Source organism: Alkalihalobacillus deserti (assembly GCF_020734105.1).
Taxonomy (GTDB): Bacteria; Bacillota; Bacilli; order Bacillales; family Bacillaceae_D; genus Halalkalibacter; species Halalkalibacter deserti.
The window spans coordinates 226,668-247,904 of record NZ_JAJAFR010000004.1; the positions used below are offsets into that span (position 1 = coordinate 226,668).

At 39.9% G+C, this 21,237-nt stretch carries 17 protein-coding genes and 1 other annotated feature; of the genes, 15 read left to right on the top strand and 2 right to left on the bottom strand.

Annotated elements, in window-relative coordinates:
• The first annotated feature begins 77 nt into the window (after positions 1-77).
• On the top strand, positions 78-2,399 hold the full coding sequence (gene lon, locus LDX58_RS10005) for an endopeptidase La (RefSeq protein ID WP_227936692.1): 2,322 nt from the start codon (positions 78-80) through the stop codon (positions 2,397-2,399).
• A gap of 3 nt (positions 2,400-2,402) precedes the next feature.
• Complete coding sequence (gene yihA, locus LDX58_RS10010) at positions 2,403-2,990, top strand: ribosome biogenesis GTP-binding protein YihA/YsxC (protein WP_227936693.1); 588 nt, start codon at positions 2,403-2,405, stop codon at positions 2,988-2,990.
• A 367-nt stretch (positions 2,991-3,357) separates the two neighbouring features.
• On the opposite strand, the gene LDX58_RS10015 is transcribed toward yihA, so the two are convergent.
• A complete protein-coding gene (locus LDX58_RS10015; RefSeq protein WP_227936694.1) occupies positions 3,358-3,834 on the bottom strand; it encodes a LiaI-LiaF-like domain-containing protein in 477 nt (158 codons plus the stop codon).
• A 303-nt stretch (positions 3,835-4,137) separates the two neighbouring features.
• Between LDX58_RS10015 and hemA the strand changes: the two genes are divergently transcribed.
• The 9 genes from hemA to ysxE all read left to right on the top strand — a co-directional run bounded on the left by hemA (position 4,138) and on the right by ysxE (position 14,187).
• Positions 4,138-5,517: a glutamyl-tRNA reductase gene (hemA, locus tag LDX58_RS10020; protein ID WP_227936695.1), complete on the top strand. Its 1,380-nt coding sequence runs from the start codon at positions 4,138-4,140 to the stop codon at positions 5,515-5,517.
• 18 nt (positions 5,518-5,535) lie between these two features.
• On the top strand, positions 5,536-6,351 hold the full coding sequence (locus LDX58_RS10025; RefSeq protein ID WP_227936696.1) for a cytochrome C assembly family protein: 816 nt from the start codon (positions 5,536-5,538) through the stop codon (positions 6,349-6,351).
• Positions 6,352-6,490: 139 nt separating this feature from the next.
• The gene (gene hemC, locus LDX58_RS10030; RefSeq protein WP_227936697.1) at positions 6,491-7,426 is read left to right on the top strand and encodes a hydroxymethylbilane synthase; all 936 of its coding nucleotides are present in this window, start codon (positions 6,491-6,493) and stop codon (positions 7,424-7,426) included.
• Complete coding sequence (locus LDX58_RS10035) at positions 7,423-8,199, top strand: uroporphyrinogen-III synthase (RefSeq protein ID WP_227936698.1); 777 nt, start codon at positions 7,423-7,425, stop codon at positions 8,197-8,199. Before hemC ends, LDX58_RS10035 begins: the two co-directional genes overlap by 4 nt.
• The gene (hemB, locus tag LDX58_RS10040; protein ID WP_227936699.1) at positions 8,199-9,182 is read left to right on the top strand and encodes a porphobilinogen synthase; all 984 of its coding nucleotides are present in this window, start codon (positions 8,199-8,201) and stop codon (positions 9,180-9,182) included. The genes LDX58_RS10035 and hemB overlap by 1 nt, the downstream gene beginning before the upstream one ends.
• A gap of 16 nt (positions 9,183-9,198) precedes the next feature.
• Positions 9,199-10,485, top strand: a complete 1,287-nt coding sequence (hemL, locus tag LDX58_RS10045) for a glutamate-1-semialdehyde 2,1-aminomutase (protein ID WP_227936700.1) — start codon at positions 9,199-9,201, stop codon at positions 10,483-10,485.
• 479 nt (positions 10,486-10,964) lie between these two features.
• A complete protein-coding gene (gene spoVID, locus LDX58_RS10050; RefSeq protein WP_227936701.1) occupies positions 10,965-12,239 on the top strand; it encodes a stage VI sporulation protein D in 1,275 nt (424 codons plus the stop codon).
• Between the two features lie 14 nt (positions 12,240-12,253).
• Positions 12,254-13,165: a hypothetical protein gene (locus LDX58_RS10055; RefSeq protein WP_227936702.1), complete on the top strand. Its 912-nt coding sequence runs from the start codon at positions 12,254-12,256 to the stop codon at positions 13,163-13,165.
• On the top strand, positions 13,162-14,187 hold the full coding sequence (ysxE, locus tag LDX58_RS10060; protein ID WP_227936704.1) for a spore coat protein YsxE: 1,026 nt from the start codon (positions 13,162-13,164) through the stop codon (positions 14,185-14,187). The genes LDX58_RS10055 and ysxE overlap by 4 nt, the downstream gene beginning before the upstream one ends.
• 35 nt (positions 14,188-14,222) lie before the next feature.
• Here ysxE and LDX58_RS10065 read toward each other — a convergent pair whose 3' ends face one another.
• Entirely contained in the window at positions 14,223-14,426 is a 204-nt protein-coding gene (locus LDX58_RS10065; protein WP_227936705.1) for a YszA family small membrane protein, read from the bottom strand.
• 178 nt (positions 14,427-14,604) lie between these two features.
• Positions 14,605-14,843 (top strand) — a binding site (T-box leader).
• 39 nt (positions 14,844-14,882) lie between these two features.
• On the opposite strand from LDX58_RS10065, the gene LDX58_RS10070 reads away from it, so the two are divergent.
• From LDX58_RS10070 to LDX58_RS10085, 4 genes are all read left to right on the top strand, one after another.
• Complete coding sequence (locus LDX58_RS10070) at positions 14,883-17,528, top strand: valine--tRNA ligase (RefSeq protein WP_227936706.1); 2,646 nt, start codon at positions 14,883-14,885, stop codon at positions 17,526-17,528.
• 701 nt (positions 17,529-18,229) lie between these two features.
• Entirely contained in the window at positions 18,230-19,534 is a 1,305-nt protein-coding gene (locus tag LDX58_RS10075; protein WP_227936707.1) for a bifunctional folylpolyglutamate synthase/dihydrofolate synthase, read from the top strand.
• Between the two features lie 542 nt (positions 19,535-20,076).
• Positions 20,077-20,391: a type II secretion system protein gene (locus LDX58_RS26415; protein WP_308017491.1), complete on the top strand. Its 315-nt coding sequence runs from the start codon at positions 20,077-20,079 to the stop codon at positions 20,389-20,391.
• A gap of 85 nt (positions 20,392-20,476) precedes the next feature.
• Positions 20,477-21,232 (top strand): prepilin peptidase, encoded by a 756-nt coding sequence (locus LDX58_RS10085; protein WP_227936708.1) that lies wholly within the window; start codon positions 20,477-20,479, stop codon positions 21,230-21,232.
• Positions 21,233-21,237 lie beyond the last annotated feature (5 nt).

Genomic DNA, 21,237 nt, shown 5'->3' on the forward strand with positions numbered 1-21,237 from the left:
TAAGAGAAGTCACCAAAAGAATTCAGCTAACTCAGTTATTGGATTCGGAAATTGGATGTATATGGAGGTGTGTGCGGATGGTCGATACAAACGATAGACGACAAATTCCGCTTCTGCCGTTACGCGGATTGCTCGTTTTTCCTGCAATGGTTTTGCATTTAGATGTAGGAAGACCTAAATCCGTTCAGGCGTTAGAACAAGTGATGGAAACGGACCATCAAATATTACTTGCAACTCAAAAGGAAATTTCAATAGATGATCCTACTGAAGACGAAATTTATCATGTAGGAACATTGGCAAAAGTCAAAAACCTATTAAAACTTCCGAATGGCACAGTGCGTATTCACGTTGAAGGACTTCAGCGTGCACGTATTGAAAAGTTCGTTAAGAGTGATGACTTTTTACAAGTAGATGCTGAAATCGTTGAAGATGAAGATGCTTTTTTAACAACGGAAATTCAAGCTCTCATGCGAAATCTTCTGACAATGTTTGAACAATACACAAAGGTTTCCAAGAAAGTCTCAGCGGAAACATTAGCGTCAGTTAAAGATATTGGTGAACCGGGTCATTTTGCTGATGTTATTTCTGCGAACCTCCCGCTTAAACTCGCTCAAAAGCAGGAATTACTTGAACTTAATTCAGTGAAAAATCGCTTGCTAAAATTGATTGAGATTTTAAATAATGAGCAAGAGGTACTTGGGCTTGAGAAAAAGATTGGTCAACGAGTGAAAAAATCGATGGAAAAAACGCAAAAAGAATATTATTTGCGTGAACAAATGAAGGCGATTCAAAAAGAACTCGGTGACAAAGAAGGACGTACCGGAGAAGTATCGACTCTACGTGAAAAAATCGAAGAGGTGGACATGCCTGCTCAGGTAAAAGAAAAAGCGTTAAAAGAATTAGAGCGCTACGAAAAAATGCCTGCTAATTCGGCGGAAAGTTCTGTCTTACGAAACTACCTTGATTGGCTTATTCAATTGCCTTGGACATTCGAAACAGAGGATCAGCTTGATGTCATTCGTGCAGAAGAAATATTGGATGAAGATCACTATGGCCTTGAGAAGGTAAAAGAACGGGTATTAGAGTATTTAGCGGTTCAGCAATTAACCCGTGAATTAAAAGGACCGATTCTTTGTTTAGCAGGACCTCCGGGAGTTGGTAAGACGTCTTTAGCAAAGTCAATTGCCCGTTCTCTTAATCGTAAATTTGTTCGGATTTCTCTTGGTGGTGTAAGAGATGAAGCTGAGATTCGTGGCCATCGTCGTACGTATGTCGGCGCGATGCCTGGACGTATCATTCAGGGTATGAAAAAGAGTGGTTCGATTAACCCGGTCTTCCTTTTAGATGAAATCGATAAAATGGCTAACGATTTTAGAGGAGATCCATCTGCTGCTCTGTTAGAGGTTTTAGATCCAGAACAAAACAATACGTTCAGCGATCATTACATTGAAGAGCCTTATGACCTTTCAAAAGTCATGTTTATTACAACGGCTAATAATATCGGAACCATTCCTGGGCCACTTTTGGACCGGATGGAGATCATTTCAATTGCAGGATACACGGAAGTCGAGAAAGTTCAAATTGCGAAAAATTACTTACTTCCTAAGCAAATGAAAGATCATGGTCTCAGCAAAGGTATGCTTCAAGTAAAAGATGAAGCAATACAAAAAGTCGTTCGCTATTATACACGTGAAGCAGGTGTTCGTAGCCTAGAACGTCAATTGGCGACGCTTTGCCGGAAAACGGCGAAGATTATTGTGTCGAATGAAAAGAAGAAAGTTATTCTCACCGCTAAGACGGTCGAAGAACTGCTTGGAAAACCAAGATTCCGCTATGGTCTAGCAGAGATTGAAGATCAAGTAGGTGCTGCCACAGGTCTTGCTTATACAACAGTAGGCGGCGACACGCTTTCTATTGAAGTATCCGTTGCACCTGGAAAAGGAAAATTGACGCTGACAGGTAAACTTGGCGATGTGATGAAGGAATCCGCACAAGCGGCTTTTAGTTACATTCGTTCTCGTTCAGAAGAATTGAATATTGATCCTGCTTTTAATGAAAAATTAGATATTCATATTCATGTTCCAGAAGGAGCAACGCCAAAGGACGGGCCTTCGGCAGGTATTACGATGGCGACGGCATTAGTATCTGCACTAACAGGTCGTAAAGTGAAAAAAGAAGTAGGGATGACTGGAGAAATTACACTTCGCGGTCGTGTTCTTCCAATTGGAGGCCTTAAGGAAAAATCAATGAGTGCCCACCGCGCTGGATTAACAACGATTATTATCCCAGAAGAAAATGAGAAAGATCTAGAGGATGTGCCGGAAAGCGTGCGAAACGACTTGACTTTCATTCTCGTATCTCATTTAGATGAAGTTCTCAAGAACGCGTTAGGAGAGTAAAGAATGAAAGTAACAAAAGCCGAATTAGCACATGTTGCCGTTAAACGAGAACAATACCCAACATCCAGGTTGCCGGAAATTGCCTTATCAGGGCGATCCAATGTTGGGAAGTCCTCATTTATTAATAAAATGATTAATCGCAAAGCGTTGGCACGAACATCCCAACGTCCAGGAAAAACACAAACATTAAACTTCTACGAAATTAATGAAATGATTTATTTTGTTGACGTTCCTGGATACGGGTTTGCGAAAGCACCTAAGCCTGAACGTGAAGCATGGGGCAGAATGATTGAAATGTATCTTCAAGACCGCGAACAACTAAAAGCCGTTGTACAACTGGTTGATTTACGTCATCCGCCCTCGGCAGATGACAAAATGATGTACGGTTGGCTTAAGCATTTTGAGATCCCTGTCATTATCGTTGCAACAAAGAGCGATAAGATTCCAAAAGGGAAATGGCAGAAACATCTAAATGTTATTTCAAAAGACTTACAGAAGGTAGAATCAGACCCATTGTTGCTGTTTTCCTCTGAAACAGCTCAGGGAAAAGAGCAAGTATGGAAAACGATTTTATATTATGTGTCGTTATAGTTACGGAAATGGTTGGGTTAGTTGTCATGACTAATTCAGCCATTTTTTATGTGTTCGAGAGCCCCAGCCCCACCAATAGGGGAGAGGGAGAGGAATAGACAGAAAATAGAGGTTGCCGGAAAAGTGGAGGAAGTTGCCGAAAAGGAGTAGGAAGTTGCCGAAAAACAGGAGCAAGTTGCCGGAATCAGCGCTGAAGTTGCCGGAAAAGAAACCATGTTCGTCGATCCAAAGACCCGATAAAATTGAATGAGATAGAAGAGTTGAATCCCAAAATTAGGTACTGTTTCAATAATTAATACATGTATAAAAACATCAAAAATGACTTGCAAAATAGAAAGTCACCTTCAACAGGGATTAACTGACCACCTTATTTCCTTCTAAAAAGTAAAAGTAACCCTACCCCAATTAAAAAAATCGGCCACAGGGAGCTTACGAATGAAAATCCCTCTTGCAACCATAGAAACGGATTAACAGAAGTAAAACTAAATAAAGATAAACCTAAGAGAATAACGGCTGGTAAGAGCCCTTCTTTTTTTGATTTCACATACGAAAATAAAAAAGAAACACCAACAATTAAGGTGTAAATACCCCAATGACTGGGCCACCAGTGAACGATAGTGTCCAGGTGAAAGTGAATCGCAAGGCCAGTCAATAAAACCCCTGGAAAAATCATCGAAGCTTCTTTACCGAAATAAGCTTGAAGTAAAAAAGCAATTCCAATCACGAACAGCAAAGAGGGCCAGGTGAGAAGTTGTTGATTAAAAGGAATAGAAAATTGCTGAAGTAAGTAATAACAGCCGACTCCAATCAAGAGAACGCCTGGGAAAATACGCTGTGTCTTCATTCAATTTCTCCTTTCGGTCAATTTTTCATACATAGAATGATCTTTGGTTAAGATAAAATATCAGTATAAAGGAAGCAAATGGCTAAAGAACCAAATTGATTAAACAATAACAACATGATAGCATAGCTTCATGATCTGTTCACAATTTTTTTTTGCGTGCTACATTAGACATGTTATAATGTAGCTATGTTATAATGGTAGAGGTCAGTCCAGTATGAGTGATTTGGACGAAGAATAGATAAGATATTATGAACATTAGATAGAGAATTTGTGTGGATATTAAATTTGGGGGTGAACGTCAGGATGCATATTCTTGTTGTCGGATTTAACTATAAAACAGCTCCTGTCGAGATGAGAGAGAAGTTTGCGTTCCAAGAAGCCGAACTTCCAATGGCATTAGCAAAATTGCGGAATATGAAAAGTATACTTGAGTGTACGATCTTATCGACATGTAATCGCACAGAAGTCTATGTAGTTGCCGACCAAATACACACAGGTCGCCACTTCACAAAGACGTTCTTAGCTGAATGGTTTGATTTGGATAAGGAAGACTTTATTGCTTATTTAGATATACGAGAAGATCATCATGCGATTGAGCATTTATTCCGTGTTTCCTGTGGTTTGGATTCGATGGTGTTAGGTGAAACTCAAATTCTAGGTCAAGTAAAAGACAGTTTCTTACTTGCACAAGAGCACGGGGCGACAGGTACGATCTTTAATCAATTATTCAAGCAAGCTGTCACATTAGCGAAAAAGGCACACACAGGAACGGAAATTGGTTCACATGCGGTTTCAGTTAGTTATGCTGCGGTGGAACTTGGCAAGAATATCTTTGGTGACTTTTCAGGTAAGCATGTTGTCATCTTAGGTGCTGGGAAGATGAGTGAACTAACAGCTAAGCACCTTCATTCAAATGGTGCCGAACAAATTACGGTTATTAATCGTACTGAAGCAAAAGCAATTGAACTAGCAGCACGTTTCCTTGGACAAGCGAGACCGATGGAAGAATTGCAACGCACATTAGCTGAGGCAGATGTCGTCATTAGTTCGACTGGTGCCCGTGACTTTGTTATCACGAAAGAGACGTTAGCTGGTTCGATGAAAAAACGAAAAGGTCGTCCACTTTTCATGGTGGATATCGCGGTTCCACGTGATTTAGATCCGGCGCTAGCAGAGTTTGATGAGGTCTACTTATATGACATTGATGACCTACAAAATATCGTCGAAGCTAATTTAGCTGAGCGTAAGCGCGAAGCTGAAAAGATCGAAATCATGGTCGAAGCGGAAATCGATGAATTCAAGCAATGGTTAAATACGCTTGGTGTAGTTCCGATTATTACAGCATTACGTACAAAAGCTCTTGCTGTTCAAGCTGAAACGATGGAGAGCCTTGAGCGTAAGCTTCCGCACTTAACGGATCGCGAAAGAAAAGTGTTAAATAAGCATACAAAAAGCATTGTCAACCAACTTTTACGAGATCCCGTTACAAAGGTGAAGGAGCTTGCAGGAGAGTCCGATTCGGCTGCAACACTTGAATTATTTACGAAAATCTTTGCACTAGAAGATGAACTTGCGGTTCAAGAAAAGCAAGTTCGTATTGAGGAAGCAGAGAAGCAATGGGAGAATCAGAAACAAGAACTTGTAAAGGTGTCTAGACAACGTGAAGCTGTTGTCCGTTCTTAAGAAAGAAGGGACGAACGAATGAATTGGATTTATCCTATTACTATTGTTTTATATAGTATGAGTTTGCTTGGCTACTTTATTGATTTTTTACAAAACAACCGGAAAGTCAATCGATTGGCTTTCTGGTTGCTTTCTATTGTTTGGGTACTACAAACGGTTTTTTTTATTATCCGGGCATCTGAATTAGATCGATTGCCGCTTTTAACCCCTTTTGAAGGGATGTTCTTTTATGCTTGGCTAGTCGTTACTTTATCGCTTGTAATTAACTGGTTTTTTCGAGTGGATTTTCTCGTGTTGTTCACAAATATTATTGGATTTAGTATGATGGCTTTTAGCTTATTTACCCCTGATGGTGATGTACCAGAGTCACTTTCAGCTTTACTTGCTTCAGAGCTCCTCGTCATCCACATCACGTTTATTTTACTCTCATATGCAGCTTTCACTTTGTCGTTTGCTTGTCAAACTATGTATTTTATTCAACATCAAATGTTAAAAAGGAAACTATGGGGGAAACGATTGCTGAGATTTGGGGCTTTATCAAAGTTGGATTCTCTCTCTTTTGGAGCGGTGATGATTGCATGGCCTTTTTTACTAATTGGTTTAATTCTTGGTTTTATATGGGCGTATAGTCAACTTAGCTATGTCCCACTTTTTGATACAAAAGTAATTAGTTCTTTAGTTGTATTAGGAATCTATGCGTATTATATTTATCAAAGAGTGGTCAAATTGGTTAGGGGCTACAATATGGCTTTACTTGGTATAGCTGGTTTTCTCGTTTTATTGATTAACTATTTTTTATCAGGACTATATTCGTCCTTTCATTTTTGGTATTAGCTTGAGACAAAGGTATAATTATAATGTGAGAAAGTATAGTAATAGTTCGCTCATTGCTTCGAGTTTAACAAAAAAGGTAATAAATGAGTTTTTTGTTAAGTTAAATAATAGTAGAAAAGTGAGTTAATTGGAGGAAGTTATGCGTAAAATTGTTATTGGATCAAGAAAAAGTAATCTTGCTCTCGTTCAAACGGACTGGGTAATCGAACAGTTAAAGAAAACAGGACTTCCATATGAATTTGAAGTGAAAAAAATAGTGACAAAAGGAGATAAAATTCTCGATGTCACGCTTTCAAAAGTAGGCGGTAAAGGCTTGTTTGTAAAGGAAATTGAGCAAGCACTTATCGATGGTGAGATTGATTTGGCTGTTCATAGTATGAAAGACGTACCTTCTGTGTTACAAGAAAACTTTAAGCTAGCAGCTATTACAGAGCGTGAAGACCCAAGAGATGCTCTCATCTCAAATAATCACGTGAAGTTAGCGGATCTCCCAGCTGGTTCTATAATTGGCACAAGTAGTTTAAGACGCTCTGCTCAAATTTTAGCGGAACGTCCTGATCTTGAAGTGCAATGGATCCGCGGTAATGTAGAGACAAGACTTCGTAAGTTAAAGGAAGAAGGGTTTGATGCGATCATCTTAGCAACTGCTGGTATACGTCGTCTCGGTTTTCCAGAAGACTTAATAACGGAATACTTAGATCCTGATATGTGTGTACCGGCTGTTGGACAAGGCGCACTTGGGCTAGAGTGTCGTGCGGATGACATGGATCTTATCGAGCTCCTTCAGCATTTAAATGATGATGTTACAGCTCGTACAGTTACAGCGGAGCGCACCTTCTTAAACCGCATGGAAGGTGGCTGCCAAGTTCCAATTGCCGGGTATGCGGTTGTAAATGATCAGAACCAAATAGAATTAACGGCACTTGTCGGCTCCCCAGACGGAAAGGTATTAATTAAGGAGACGGTAAAAGGCGATGATCCTGTTGAAATTGGAGAAAAGGCTTCTCAGCTCCTACTTGACCAAGGGGCAAAGGAAATTTTAGATAAAGTAAAGAAAGAGCTTGATCAAGGATGAGTAAAAATCCTTTAGCTGGTAAAACGATTCTCGTTACACGAGCAAAGGAACAAGCTCAAGATTTATCCTTTTTGATTAGCAAGCAAGGCGGAACAGCGATTGAAGTTCCGCTTATTGCTTTTCAAGCTGTTTCCTCTCAAGACTTGGAAAGCGTTATACATAATTTAAAATCCTACCAGTGGCTGATATTTACAAGTGCAAATGGGGTTCGTTTTTTTATAGAAGAACTAAAAAAGATTCGGCAGCATATACAACAAGGAGCTCTTAAAATTGCTGTAGTTGGAACGAAAACCGAACAAATGCTAGAGTATTATCAGTTGAAGGCTGATTTATTGCCAGATCATTTCGTGGCAGAAGGGCTAGTAGAGGCTTTAGCAAAGCAGGTTGTAAGAGGAGATCGAGTTCTTGTTGCAAGAGGCAATCTAGGAAGAAAAGAATTGATAGATGGACTAACGGAGGTTGGTGCCGTTGTTGATGATTTGTCTGTCTATGAAACGGTTCACCCCCCTGAAGCAAAGGACAAGCTCGAACAGGTGATCACAAGCTTAGGTACGCTTGATTATATTACATTTACAAGTTCTTCAACAGTTCACCATTTTATGGAAATCATTCAAGAAAAAGGAATCAACGTACAGGCAAAAATTGCTTGTATCGGTCCTATTGCAGCTCGTACTGCTGAAAAATATGGGCTTACTGTTGATCTCATGCCATCTACATATACGGTTGAGCATTTAGTAGAACAACTAATTCTGGATTCAAAGGAGAATGAATAGTGAAAGATTTACAATTTCGTCGTCATCGTAGACTTCGTGGTACAGCAAGCATTCGAAAAATGGTTCGTGAAACGTACCTACACCCTGAAGATCTTATCTACCCGATTTTCGTAGTAGAAGGAACTAATGTAAAAAATGAAGTTCCTTCAATGCCAGACGTTTTTCATTTATCAATGGATTTACTTGACGCAGAGGTAGATGAAGTGGTTTCGTTAGGTATTCCAGCGATTATCGTATTTGGTGTTCCTGATTCAAAAGATGATATAGGATCTTCTGCTTTCCATGACCATGGCATTGTTCAAAAAGCGATTCGTCAAATTAAAGCTAATCACCCGGACTTAACGGTTATCGCCGATACATGTTTATGCCAATTTACTGATCATGGCCATTGCGGCGTTATTGAAGACGGCAAAGTGTTAAATGATCCGACATTAAACTTGCTTGCGAAAACAGCTGTTTCACAAGCTGAAGCTGGAGCAGATATCATTGCTCCATCTAATATGATGGATGGTTTTGTTGCAGCGATTCGTCACGGATTAGATGAAGCTGGCTTTATCGATGTTCCAATCATGTCTTATGCCGTTAAATTCTCTTCTGCCTTTTACGGTCCTTTCAGAGATGCGGCTCATAGCTCACCGAAGTTCGGTGATCGAAAAACGTATCAAATGGACCCGGCCAATCGCTTGGAAGCATTACGTGAAGCGGAATCAGATATGGAAGAAGGCGCTGATTTCTTAATTGTTAAACCGGCACTATCCTATTTAGATGTCATTCGTGAAGTGAAAGATTTCTCAGGATTTCCGATTGTGGCTTACAATGTAAGTGGTGAGTATTCAATGGTGAAAGCAGCTAGTCAAAATGGATGGATCAATGAAAAAGAAATTGTCCTTGAAAAGTTGACAAGTATGAAACGTGCTGGTGCTGATTTGATTTTAACATATCACGCAAAAGATGTTGTGCGTTGGTTACAAGAAAACGAGTAAGAAGGGAGCAAATCAAATGAGGTCATATACGAAATCACAAGAAGCATTTTCAAAAGCTAAACCATTAATGCCAGGTGGTGTAAATAGCCCGGTTCGTGCATTTAAATCTGTGAAAATGGATCCTGTCTTCATGGAGCGCGGAGAAGGCGCAAACATCTATGACATTGATGGCAACAAATACATAGATTATGTATTGTCATGGGGTCCTCTTATTCTGGGACATGCCGATGAACAGGTGATTGCCGCTATAAAAGAAACGGCTGAAAAAGGAACAAGCTTTGGTGCACCAAGTGAACTCGAAACGAAACTAGCGGAACTTGTCATTGAGCGCGTACCGTCTATCGAAGTGGTTCGCATGGTTAACTCGGGTACAGAAGCAACAATGAGTGCACTTAGATTAGCAAGAGGCTATACCGGCCGCAACAAAATCTTAAAATTTGTCGGTTGTTATCACGGGCACGGAGATTCACTGCTCATTAAAGCAGGATCTGGAGTGGCAACACTCGGACTGCCGGATAGTCCTGGTGTACCGGAATCAATCGCTCAAAACACTTTAACCGTACCTTACAATGACATAGAAAGTGTACGGTATGCTTTTGAAAATTTTGGAGATGACCTTGCTGGTGTAATTGTTGAGCCAGTAGCTGGAAACATGGGTGTTGTTCCACCTGAGTCAGGATTCCTTGAAGAGTTAAGACGAATCACGGAAGAAAACGGAACGCTCCTAATCTTTGATGAAGTCATGACGGGTTTCCGCGTGGGCTATAACTGTGCACAAGGGAAGTTTGGTGTGACACCTGACCTTACTTGTTTAGGAAAAGTAATCGGTGGAGGCTTACCGGTTGGCGCATATGGTGGTAAGCGTGAAATCATGGAGCAAATTGCCCCAGCTGGACCGATTTATCAAGCTGGAACCCTTTCTGGAAACCCACTTGCGATGACAGCTGGCTATGAAACGCTATCACAGTTAACACCAGCTGATTATGAGCGCTTTGAAGTACTAGCAGAGCGTCTTGCAATGGGGCTTTCCGAAGCAGCAACTAAATATGAAGTTCCTCATTCGATTAATCGTGCAGGGTCAATGGTAGGCTTTTTCTTTACAGATGAAAAAGTCATAAACTTTGAAAAAGCATCGACAGCGAATTTGGATTTCTTCACACGTTACTTCCAAGAAATGCTCAACCAAGGCATCTCCCTTCCACCATCTCAATTTGAGGGAATGTTTTTATCAACAAAGCATACAGAAGAGCATATCGACCAAACAATTGCTGCAGCTGAAGTTGCGTTTTCAAAGTTGAAATAATAAATAGTTGCCTGGTATGAGTGATTTTACTCATACCAGGCTTTTTTTGATGTGAAAAATATAGTTTAGCTGATTTTGACAGTGCTGGAGCCTAGTCGTTTAACGGCAGCTATGTAAGCACTTTATCGGATCGGGCGGCAACCCTTCAAGGTGGTGTTGAGATTTTCATTACGAATTTTTGAATATAACAGTGAATAGGCATAAATTGCGGTTTTAAATATGGTATCAGCGAAACTTTCAATGTAAAAAGCGTATTGTAAATTCCCATCGATCATCGAGCTAGAAAACCTTATCGTTTTTATAGTGAAGCCAAACAAATATAGAGCAAGCTGATCCCCATAAAAGTAATGGAAGCTTATTAGAAAAATCTTTGCTTTTTTTCTTCCACTAGCATATTTCCAAACAACTTGTCATAGAGTGATATTGTACTGACTATGAACGTAGCAGAAGTTAGAGATTATAATGAGGAGGAATGCAACGTGACACAAGAACACCCGTCTAAGTTATCATTTTCGATTGAGGAATCGGTTTGGTTAAATAAAGGTCAAGAGGTAGAGGAGATTCTTGGAATGTCCTTAGAGCCAGAAATTGTGATTGAAGAAAAAGATCATCATGTTTATATCAAGGGTGGTTTACGTCTCGTTGGAGAATACCGTTCTTCCGGTAACGATACAGCAGTTGATGTAAATAGTGGTTCATTAGAAGAGCTAGTTTCTTTTCGCTCAGCTGAGGATATTAAGGTTTCTTCAGATGGAACAGGTGAGATCAAACATTTCTTTCCAATTGATGTGACGATTCCAATTAGTCGCATTCAGAATTTAGATGATGTGTATGTGCAAGTAGAGTCATTTGATTACGATCTACCAGAAAAAAGTTGTATCCAATTAACCGCTGATATCAGCATTAGTGGTATGACACAACAGATTGACCAACCTGATAAACGAGTTGAAAAAAAAGAAAAAGTAGAAAAAGCAGAAGAAGCACCAAATAAACTTGAATCGGTGCCAACCGCGTTTTCATTTGAAGCAAGAAAACGTTCAGAACCGGAAGCACCAGCATCTACACGGTTACATGAACCAACACCGATTCCATTTCAAAGATCGAAGACAAATTACCAGCCTTTTTCTAGAGACTTGCCTCCTCAACAACCACCAGCTATGCCGGTGGAAGAACCGAAATCAGAGGCGGTAACATCTCCTTCATCAAGATTCACTCAACCAGAACAGGAGGAACCAACATTGCCAACGAATGAGTCGCCTTATGATGACACATTTGAGGAATCAGTAGAAACAGAAGAGCTTGAAGAAATAAGAGCCGAAGCAGAAGAACAAGAGGAAGCAGAAGAGGTTGAGGAGGTCGAGGACGTTGAGGACGACCTTGAAGCAGTCGAAGATGTTCCCGAAGAGGTTAGAGAAATTCCACTGGCTAAGCAGGAAACCAAAATTAATATAGCTCCTTTAAAACAAATGGCAACTCCAGCTGTTGTAAAAGAAAAAATTGATTCTGAAGAAGCTGATTCAAAGCCGCTGACACCTCGAGAAGAAAATGCACTTTACTTAACGAAGATGTTATCAAAAGGAGAAGAGAGATTTTCGAAATGGAGAATGTGTATTATTCAAGAAAATGAATCTTTAGATACGATTGCCGACAGGTATAAAATCAGCACGAGTCAACTAGTAAGGATGAATAACTTGCAAGGGGAGCAAGTAGAAGAAGGTCAAATCCTTTATATACCTGTTAAGGTTGAATCTTAAAAAGGAGAGCTCTTATGGAATTGTTGGATTGGCTCAAGGGACAGTATCAGTGGCAAAAAGTGAAGTTTGTCAACGAAGCATTAATTGAAACTGAGTTAGGGCGAAAAAGGTTGCGCTACTGGTCAGATAAAGCGCTTCTTGATTGGCATATAGCATGGCGTGACAGTTGCAGTGTCACGCCATATATGATAGCCGACAGAATGATTAGAAACAAGGATCAAGAGGCTCAGATCGAATGGAAGGATGGTTGGGTCACGGTTCATGATGAAGTGGACTCAAGCTTCCGTCCTAATCCTTCGGAGAAAAAGATTGGCCGCATGATTGGGACCATGATTGATTACGGCATTCGAGCAAATGGAAACGTCCAACCAACCGAATTGAAAGAGCCACTCTTTCAACAAGTTCAAGAGTATCTGCCTTCATTTAAGGAAGAACAACAATCACTCATTCAATCTATGTTAAAGGAGTCAGAAGTTAGATTGACAAAGGCAAAGGCTTTAGAAGCGGGTTTGAAAGGTGTACCGTTCCCTTTACTCGATCCGGTGACATCAAGCGATCAAGCGAAAATGATTCACCAAGTTTTTATTTGGTTTGGGTCAATGGACTATCCAGAACGCGGTTATTATTCAATGCGTTCTTTTCTTGTAAACTGTCTAGATCGATTTGGAAAAGATTCGTTACATCAAATGCTATCTGAACTGTTAGAAAATGAATCCATGACTAGAGAGCAATCAATTCTTCTTTTAGCAGAATGTGTGAAGCCATACGAACTTGATCATCTTGTTCAAGTTTTAGCTGAGGATCCAACAAACACTCAACTAACGGAAACTATAGATCTCGTTTCAAAAGAATGGGAGCATTCCAAAGCACTTGTTCAAGAAATGAGTGCATTAATTGATAAGAAAAAGAAGGTGGTTACCCTATGATGCAAACTCAATCACCCTATGATTCTGTGCTTTTTTACTATGATTTGTATCCACAATCGATTGAAGACCGCGGGAAAGTAAAAAAAGTAACGACAAACCAAGGCGTGTTTGCGTTAAAAGAAACAACGATGACGAAGGAGCACTCAGACGGCTTTATCCATGCGTTACGGAGATTAACAAAACTAGGCTATAAACAAGCGGTTCCGATTCTACCAACGAAGTACGGAGAATATACGATCCACACCGGTACCCATACGTATTATCTCATGCCGTGGATCGAGCCCCTAGAATACACAGCAAGAGAATCACAAGAACAAAAGCTTGCCTCGCAGCTCGGAGTGATCCATCGACTTACGGTTAAAACCCAATCCTTTGTGAAGGAAAATGTCGAGGAATCGTATCAACAACTTCTTCGTCGTTGGGAAATGCGCAGGCTTGAATTGAATCGTTTTGCCGACCAAGCAGAACAGAAAACATATATGTCACCTTTTGAACTAACATTTATCACCCATGCCCATATGCTAGATCAAATGGCAGAAACTGCAAAACACCATTTGATAAAGTGGTATGAACTTTGCTTGGAAAAGAAAAAATACCGAACTGTGCTTTGTCACGGTCGTTTGAACCGCTCTCATACTTGTTTTACTCGAGATAACGAACCATTGCTGTTAAACTTTGAAAGAGCAGGTTTAGACACACCTTCAAGAGATATCGCCAGTTTTTGTCGATACAGCTTCCGTCATGCGTATTGGGTAGAAGAAGAAGTACTGCAATGGTTTAATAGTTATGAACGACATCTTCCGCTTCTAGAGGAAGAAAAGCACCTAATCTGTGCTTATTTAAATTTCCCAGAGCCAATTGGCTTCGCGGTTGATGCTTACCTCGCAAACAAGGGAACGATGAGAGAGTATGAGCATGTCCAAAGACTTGAAAAACGCTTAACGTCAATGCGCAGAGTGCAGCGACTGACGCAAAAACTGATTATTGTGCCAGATCCTGAACAAGCACAAACACAACAGTAGCGTTCTCTTTCTATTGAAAGAGGGCGTTTTTTTTATTATAAAAGGCGAAGACTAATCGAAAGATACAGCACGATCATGATCGTTAGTAAGATGACATCAAACGTAGTTGGTAATAAAAGAGTACGTAATAACTGAAAACAAATGAGGGGAAGTAAGATTTGACCGAACACGGCCTTAATACGCAACCACCAACTTGGACGGTGATAAGGATTGTAAAAACGACGGAAGCGACGTTTCATCAGAGCACCTCCTCTTTCTTTAAAACTATTCTCTTATAACGTATGTTAAGAACCTACTTGTTGTGCAAGCTCTTAGGTATCTGTTTATTTAAAATGAATAACGTATATAAATATCAAAAATCGGTCATGCTCTTATTGACGAATGAACCCGATTCGGAGTAGAATAAAACCACAATAAACGAATGCATAGAATAGGAAGAGTAAAATCGGAACCTTTAAGAGAGAGAAATCAATAGCTGAAAGATTTCTTAAGATGTACGATTTGAATGTCACCTAGGAGCTGCTTTGCTGAATGGTCTATGACTTTAGTAAGCTTAGCCGGACAACTGACCGTTATCAGTTTGAGTGTGTAACATGGTTTTTATTTGTGTTGCAAACAAAGGTGGTACCGCGAAAGTAACTCTCTTCGTCCTTTGGATGGAGGGGGTTTTTTTATATTTTAAGGAGGACCTAACAATGAGTGATCAACAACAAACAACAATGCCAACGAAATACAATCCACAGGAAACCGAAGCCAAATGGTATTCCTACTGGTTAGAAGGAAAATTTTTTGAAGCAAAAGGGGATGAAGCAAAACAACCCTATTCGATTGTGATTCCACCGCCAAATGTAACAGGGAAACTACACTTAGGTCATGCTTGGGATACGACGCTTCAAGATATTTTAGCTCGTGTGAAACGGATGCAAGGGTACGATACCCTATGGTTACCAGGTATGGACCATGCGGGCATTGCGACGCAAGCTAAAGTAGAAGGCAAGTTAAAAGAAGAGGGCTTAAGCCGCTATGATCTAGGACGAGAAAAATTCATCGAAAAATCATGGGAATGGAAAGAAGAATATGCATCGTTCATTCGTAACCAATGGTCGAAAATGGGTCTTTCTCTTGATTACTCACGTGAGCGTTTCACATTAGATGAAGGCTTGTCGAAAGCGGTTCGAGAAGTATTTGTTAAGCTTTATGAAAAAGGGTTAATTTATCGCGGTGAATACATCATTAACTGGGATCCGCAAACGAAAACAGCGCTTTCTGATATTGAAGTAATCTATCAAGATGTTCAAGGTGCGTTCTATCATATGAATTACCCTTTAACAGATGGTAGCGGTCAGATAGAAGTTGCGACGACACGTCCAGAAACAATGCTCGGTGATACAGCCGTTGCCGTTCACCCAGAAGATGAGCGCTACAAGCATTTAATTGGTAAAACAGTCACTCTTCCAATCACAGGCCGAGAAATTCCAATCGTTGCCGATGACTATGTCGATATCGAATTTGGTTCTGGTGCTGTGAAAATTACACCAGCTCATGATCCCAATGACTTTGAAATTGGAAATCGTCACAATCTAACTCGTATTCTCGTTATGAACGAAGACGGAACAATGAATGACAAAGCAGGCAAATACAACGGAATGGATCGTTTTGAATGTCGTAAGCAGATTGTAAAAGACCTACAAGATGCCGGTGTTCTTTTCGAAATTGAAGATCATATGCATTCAGTCGGTCACTCTGAACGAAGTGGGGCAGTTGTGGAACCGTATCTTTCTACACAATGGTTTGTCAAAATGCAGCCACTAGCTGATCAAGCGATTGATCTACAAAAATCAGAAGAAAAGGTTAACTTCGTCCCAGACCGCTTTGAAAAAACGTATTTACGTTGGATGGAAAACATTAGAGACTGGTGTATTTCCAGACAATTATGGTGGGGACACCGAATTCCAGCTTGGTACCATAAGGAAACGGGGGAAGTTTATGTTGGTCACGAAGCTCCAGAAGACGCAGAAAATTGGAACCAAGATAACGATGTTCTAGATACTTGGTTCAGTTCAGCGCTTTGGCCGTTTTCAACAATGGGTTGGCCAGATGAATCTTCATCAGATTACGAGCGCTTCTATTCAACGAATGTTCTCGTAACTGGGTACGACATTATTTTCTTCTGGGTATCTCGCATGATATTCCAAGGACTCGAGTTCACAGGGAAAAGACCGTTTGATGACGTGCTGATTCATGGTCTCGTTCGTGATTCAGAAGGTAGGAAAATGAGCAAATCGCTTGGTAACGGCGTGGATCCAATGGATGTTATCGACAAATATGGAGCAGATTCATTGCGATTCTTCTTATCTACCGGCAGTTCCCCGGGAAATGACCTGCGCTTTTACTGGGGAAAAGTCGAATCAACTTGGAATTTCGGAAATAAGATCTGGAATGCCTCTCGTTTTGCTTTAATGAACATGGAAGGCTTAACATACGAGGAAATTGATTTAACAGGTGAAAAGACGATTGCCGACAAGTGGATCTTAACCCGTCTTCAGGAAACAATCGCTGATGTGACGCGCTTAATTGACGCCTATGAGTTTGGTGAAGTTGGACGAGTGCTTTACAACTTCATTTGGGATGATCTCTGTGATTGGTACATTGAAATGGCGAAACTACCATTATACGGCGAAGACGAAGCGGCAAAGAAAATGACAAGATCTGTCCTAGCTTACGTACTTGACCAGACGATGCGCCTTCTTCACCCAATGATGCCGTTTATTACCGAGGAAATTTGGCAGCATTTGCCGCATAAAGGCGAATCAATTACTGTAGCAGCATGGCCAGAGAAGAAAGAAGAGCTGATCTTCGGAGATGCTGTCGAAGATATGGAGATCTTAAAAGATATTATTCGTTCTGTTCGTAATACAAGAGCGGAGTTGAATGTTCCGATGAGCAAGCAAATCGAGCTTTTAGTTCGAGCAAAAGACGATAAAGTTCTATCCAAATTAACTCGTGGACAAAGCTATATTGAAAAATTTTGTAATCCAAGTAAGCTAACGATTGCTAAAGATGTGGCGACACCAGAAAAATCGATGTCACAAGTTTTATCCGGTGTGGAGTTATTCCTCCCATTAGCCGGTCTACTTGACCTTGATGCTGAAATAGCTCGCCTTGAAAAAGAGCTTGAGAAGCTTAATAAAGAAGTAGAGCGCGTAGACAAGAAACTAGGTAACAAAGGCTTCATTGCAAAGGCTCCTGAAAACGTGATCGAAGAAGAAAAAGCGAAGCAAGCAGATTATATTTCGAAACGTGAAACGGTACAAGAACGGATCGCGGAGCTGAAGTCATAAACCTGTGGATAAATCAGTGCTGAGTGATAAGTTGCTAAAAAAAACGCTGAAGTTGCCAGAAAAAGTCCAAAAGTTGACGAATTAATAAAAAGCTGCTGAATTACGATTCGAAGTTGCTAAAAAGAAGACTTCATATAGGAGAAGAGACCTTACCGAGAAGTAGGGTCTCTTTTTATGGAAATAAAATAAAAATTTCCAATTTACGCAACTAAAGACTAATTATGATCACTCTATGTTATAAGTGGGTAAAGACCTGCTTTGTTGGAGATATCTGCTATGGCGGAGCTTGGACAACAATTATTAATAAGGAAGAATCTGCAATACGAGAATGTATGAAATTATATGGACACGGGTGTTTGTATAAAGTGAGAGTGAGCTAACAAATAAATTGATTTAAGAGAATGGATGACGGTGTACACTAAAGAAGCCGTTGATGGGGAAACGACGATTATATTAGACGCTACCTCACATTAATTAAAGAAAATGAGAAAGATGAGATAGCCCAAAGGGTAGCTGTGGTCTGAATACGATCAATATAGCACAGAATAACAGATTTAAGAGGTTAGAGCTCATTTTTTACCTCTTTTCTCGTGCTTGGTATTTTCTAACAGGATATCAAGGTGAACAATCTCTTTCTTTCGACAAGATTCTAAGATAAAATTATAATTAGCTAGATAGAGTAGGTGATCAGGAGGTACGCAATGAAAAATGGAGCAGAAGTCATCGAGTGGATACAAGGATTGCTGCCATTTGGGATAAAACCAGGTTTAGAACGGATGGAGTGGATGTTGCAGCGTTTAGAGCATCCAGAAAAGAAGCTTAAAACCATTCATATAGCCGGAACAAATGGAAAAGGCTCTACAGTAAGCTTTTTAAAGCATGTCTTAATAGAAGCTGGTTACAATGTTGGAACGTTTACGTCCCCTTCGCTTGAATGGTTTGAGGACAGAATCTGCATAAATGGAACCCCAATACCAGAGAATGCTCTGATCTCATGTGCCGCACGCATTCAACCATTAGTCGAGGAATTATGGGAGTCAGATATCGGTAGCCCAACAGAATTCGAGGTCATTACAACGATTGCATTGGATTACTTTGCACATATAGCAAAGCCAGATATTGTTCTAATTGAGGTGGGCTTAGGTGGTCGATTAGATTCTACTAATGTCATTACACCGATGCTTTCAGTCATTACATCGATTGGCTTCGATCATATGCATATATTAGGAACGAGTCTTGCTGAAATTGCGACTGAAAAAGCAGGTATTATTAAGCCCAATATACCTATTATTTCTGGCGTTTCTCAAAATGAAGCACAAGCAGCCATTACACATATAGCAAAACAAAAAGAAGCTCCACTCTATCAATTAAGACAAGCGTTCAAAGAAACGCTCGTTACGAAAAGCGAAGAAAAACAAGTGTTCACCTATGAACAAATCGGTCACGAGGCTTTTGATGTCACGATCCAAATGCCTGGGCCGCATCAACGAGAAAACGCGGCTGTGGCGATCTGTACTTTAGAGGTTTTAAAGAATGTGAATACATTCAAGGTTGAAACAGAACACATTGAAAAAGGTCTACATGCAACAACGTGGCCTGGTCGATTTGAACGAATACAAAAAGAACCGCTTGTGATCCTAGATGGCGCCCATAATAAAGAAGGCATGGAAGCGTTAGCGAGAACGCTTCAGCAACATTACCCAATGAAACGCTATCGTTTTCTAGTAGCTGCAACGAAGGAAAAAGACATGAATATCCTACTTCAACCTTTTATCAAGCAAGACGCTACCTTTACATTTACGAGTTTTGACTTTGAACGTGCAGCAATAGCGGTAGACCTTTGGACACAAGCCCTAGTAGTTCGCAAGAGATACAACGAAGACTGGGAGCAGGCTCTTAACGAAGAGTTACAAGCAATAAAAAAAGATGAAGTGTTGATTATATGTGGTTCACTATATTTTATTTCTAAAGTAAGAGAATACTGGAAGAGTTTGATTAGAACATAAGTGCAATATCAGTAGTGAATAGGTGATAGCATGACTTTCATTCCGTTAGATCTTGATCTCTTTCCAAAGAATTAATGTTTCGATGAACGCTTAAGCGGGAATGATCAACAAAATGCTAACTGTGTTATACGTCATATATAGGTCTTTAAACCTAATGGATGAAAATGAAATTAAATTTATTTAGTTTGAGAATTCATTTGTAGAATAAAGTCGAAAGTTGATGAATTTTTATTGACCTCCTAGGCTCTATCATCTTAAAATAAAGACAAGAAATGAGTATTTAGATGGAATGCATGGACATACGACTTTTTATGTGAGCGCCTTAGTTGTATCGAGCAACTGGTGCAACAGGCCTTTTAAAAATCTACTAATAATTTTGTAGAGATTAAGAGGCTTTTTTTATTTCTTATTGATCTATATAAGGGTATTTTTACCATTATTTTAGTTGTAAGGGCTTGATTCTAAATATTGGCACTTGACTTAAACGAAAATACAAAATTAAGGAGATAGGAAAGATTAGAAAACTTATTCAAAAAAGTTTGATGAAAAATCAGAAGAGGTTAACGCTGATTGAGTTATTGGTTGTTGTCGTTATTTTGGGGATAATTGCGGCGATTACGATTACGATTCCGATGGTTATGAGTAATCAATCAGAGGCTGAGGAGGCCGCAAGAGAAAGAAATGAACAAATAGTTCAAGATGCAGTCAATCGTTTTATAATAACGGATGACAGTGTGCCTTCAAATAAAACTGATATTGGTAAAACGCATTTGGTACCTGAATATCTTTCAACTTGGCCTGGGGACGATGGTTATACAGTGACTGTAACAGCTGATGGAATAGTAAAAGTAGAATAATTAAACAACTGATATTTAAAAAGCTGTCGCAATTTTTTTGGCGACAGCTTTTTAAAAAAAACAAAATTGAGAAGGGAAGATCACATTGCTATTACTCGACGCCTACATTATTTTAATAGCTTTGATACTAGGGAGCTTCTTCAACGTAGTATCCATCCGTGTACTAAAAAAAGAATCGATTGCTTTCCCTCCATCAAACTGCCCAAACTGCAAACACAAACTGTCTGTATTAGACCTAGTACCTGTCTTCAGCTATCTTTTCTTAAAAGGCAAATGTCGGTATTGCAACTCGAAAATCTCCCCGTTATACCCATTCGTTGAACTGTTAACAGCTTCATCGCTCTTCATTGTCTATAAATTTATTGGTCTTGAGTTAGAATTAATACCTGCAGTTATCATTACCATGGTTCTTATCCTAGCTGTTCTTACAGATATTCGCGAACAACTTATCTTAGATGTAATCACGTTACCAGCGATAGGTATTCTTTTAATTACACGTCTTTTTATCGGAACCGAACCATTTTGGTTGTATCTATTGGGTGGGGTTGTTGGTTTTGTATTGTTACTATTAATTGCGGTTGTTAGCCGTGGCGGTATGGGTGGTGGTGATATAAAGCTTTATGCAGCGATTGGGGTTGCGCTTGGGCCTTGGATGACGGTCATGAGTCTAATGCTTGCCTCCTTTTTCGGTGCTGTTGTTGGTTCTTTGTTGATGTTAACTGGAATGGTAAAAAGAAAACAACCGATAGCTTTTGGTCCATTTATCTTCATCGGGACGCTCGTCGCTTATCTTTTCGGGCTTGAAATCTGGGATTGGTATATCGGATTGTGGTTAGGGTGAGTAGA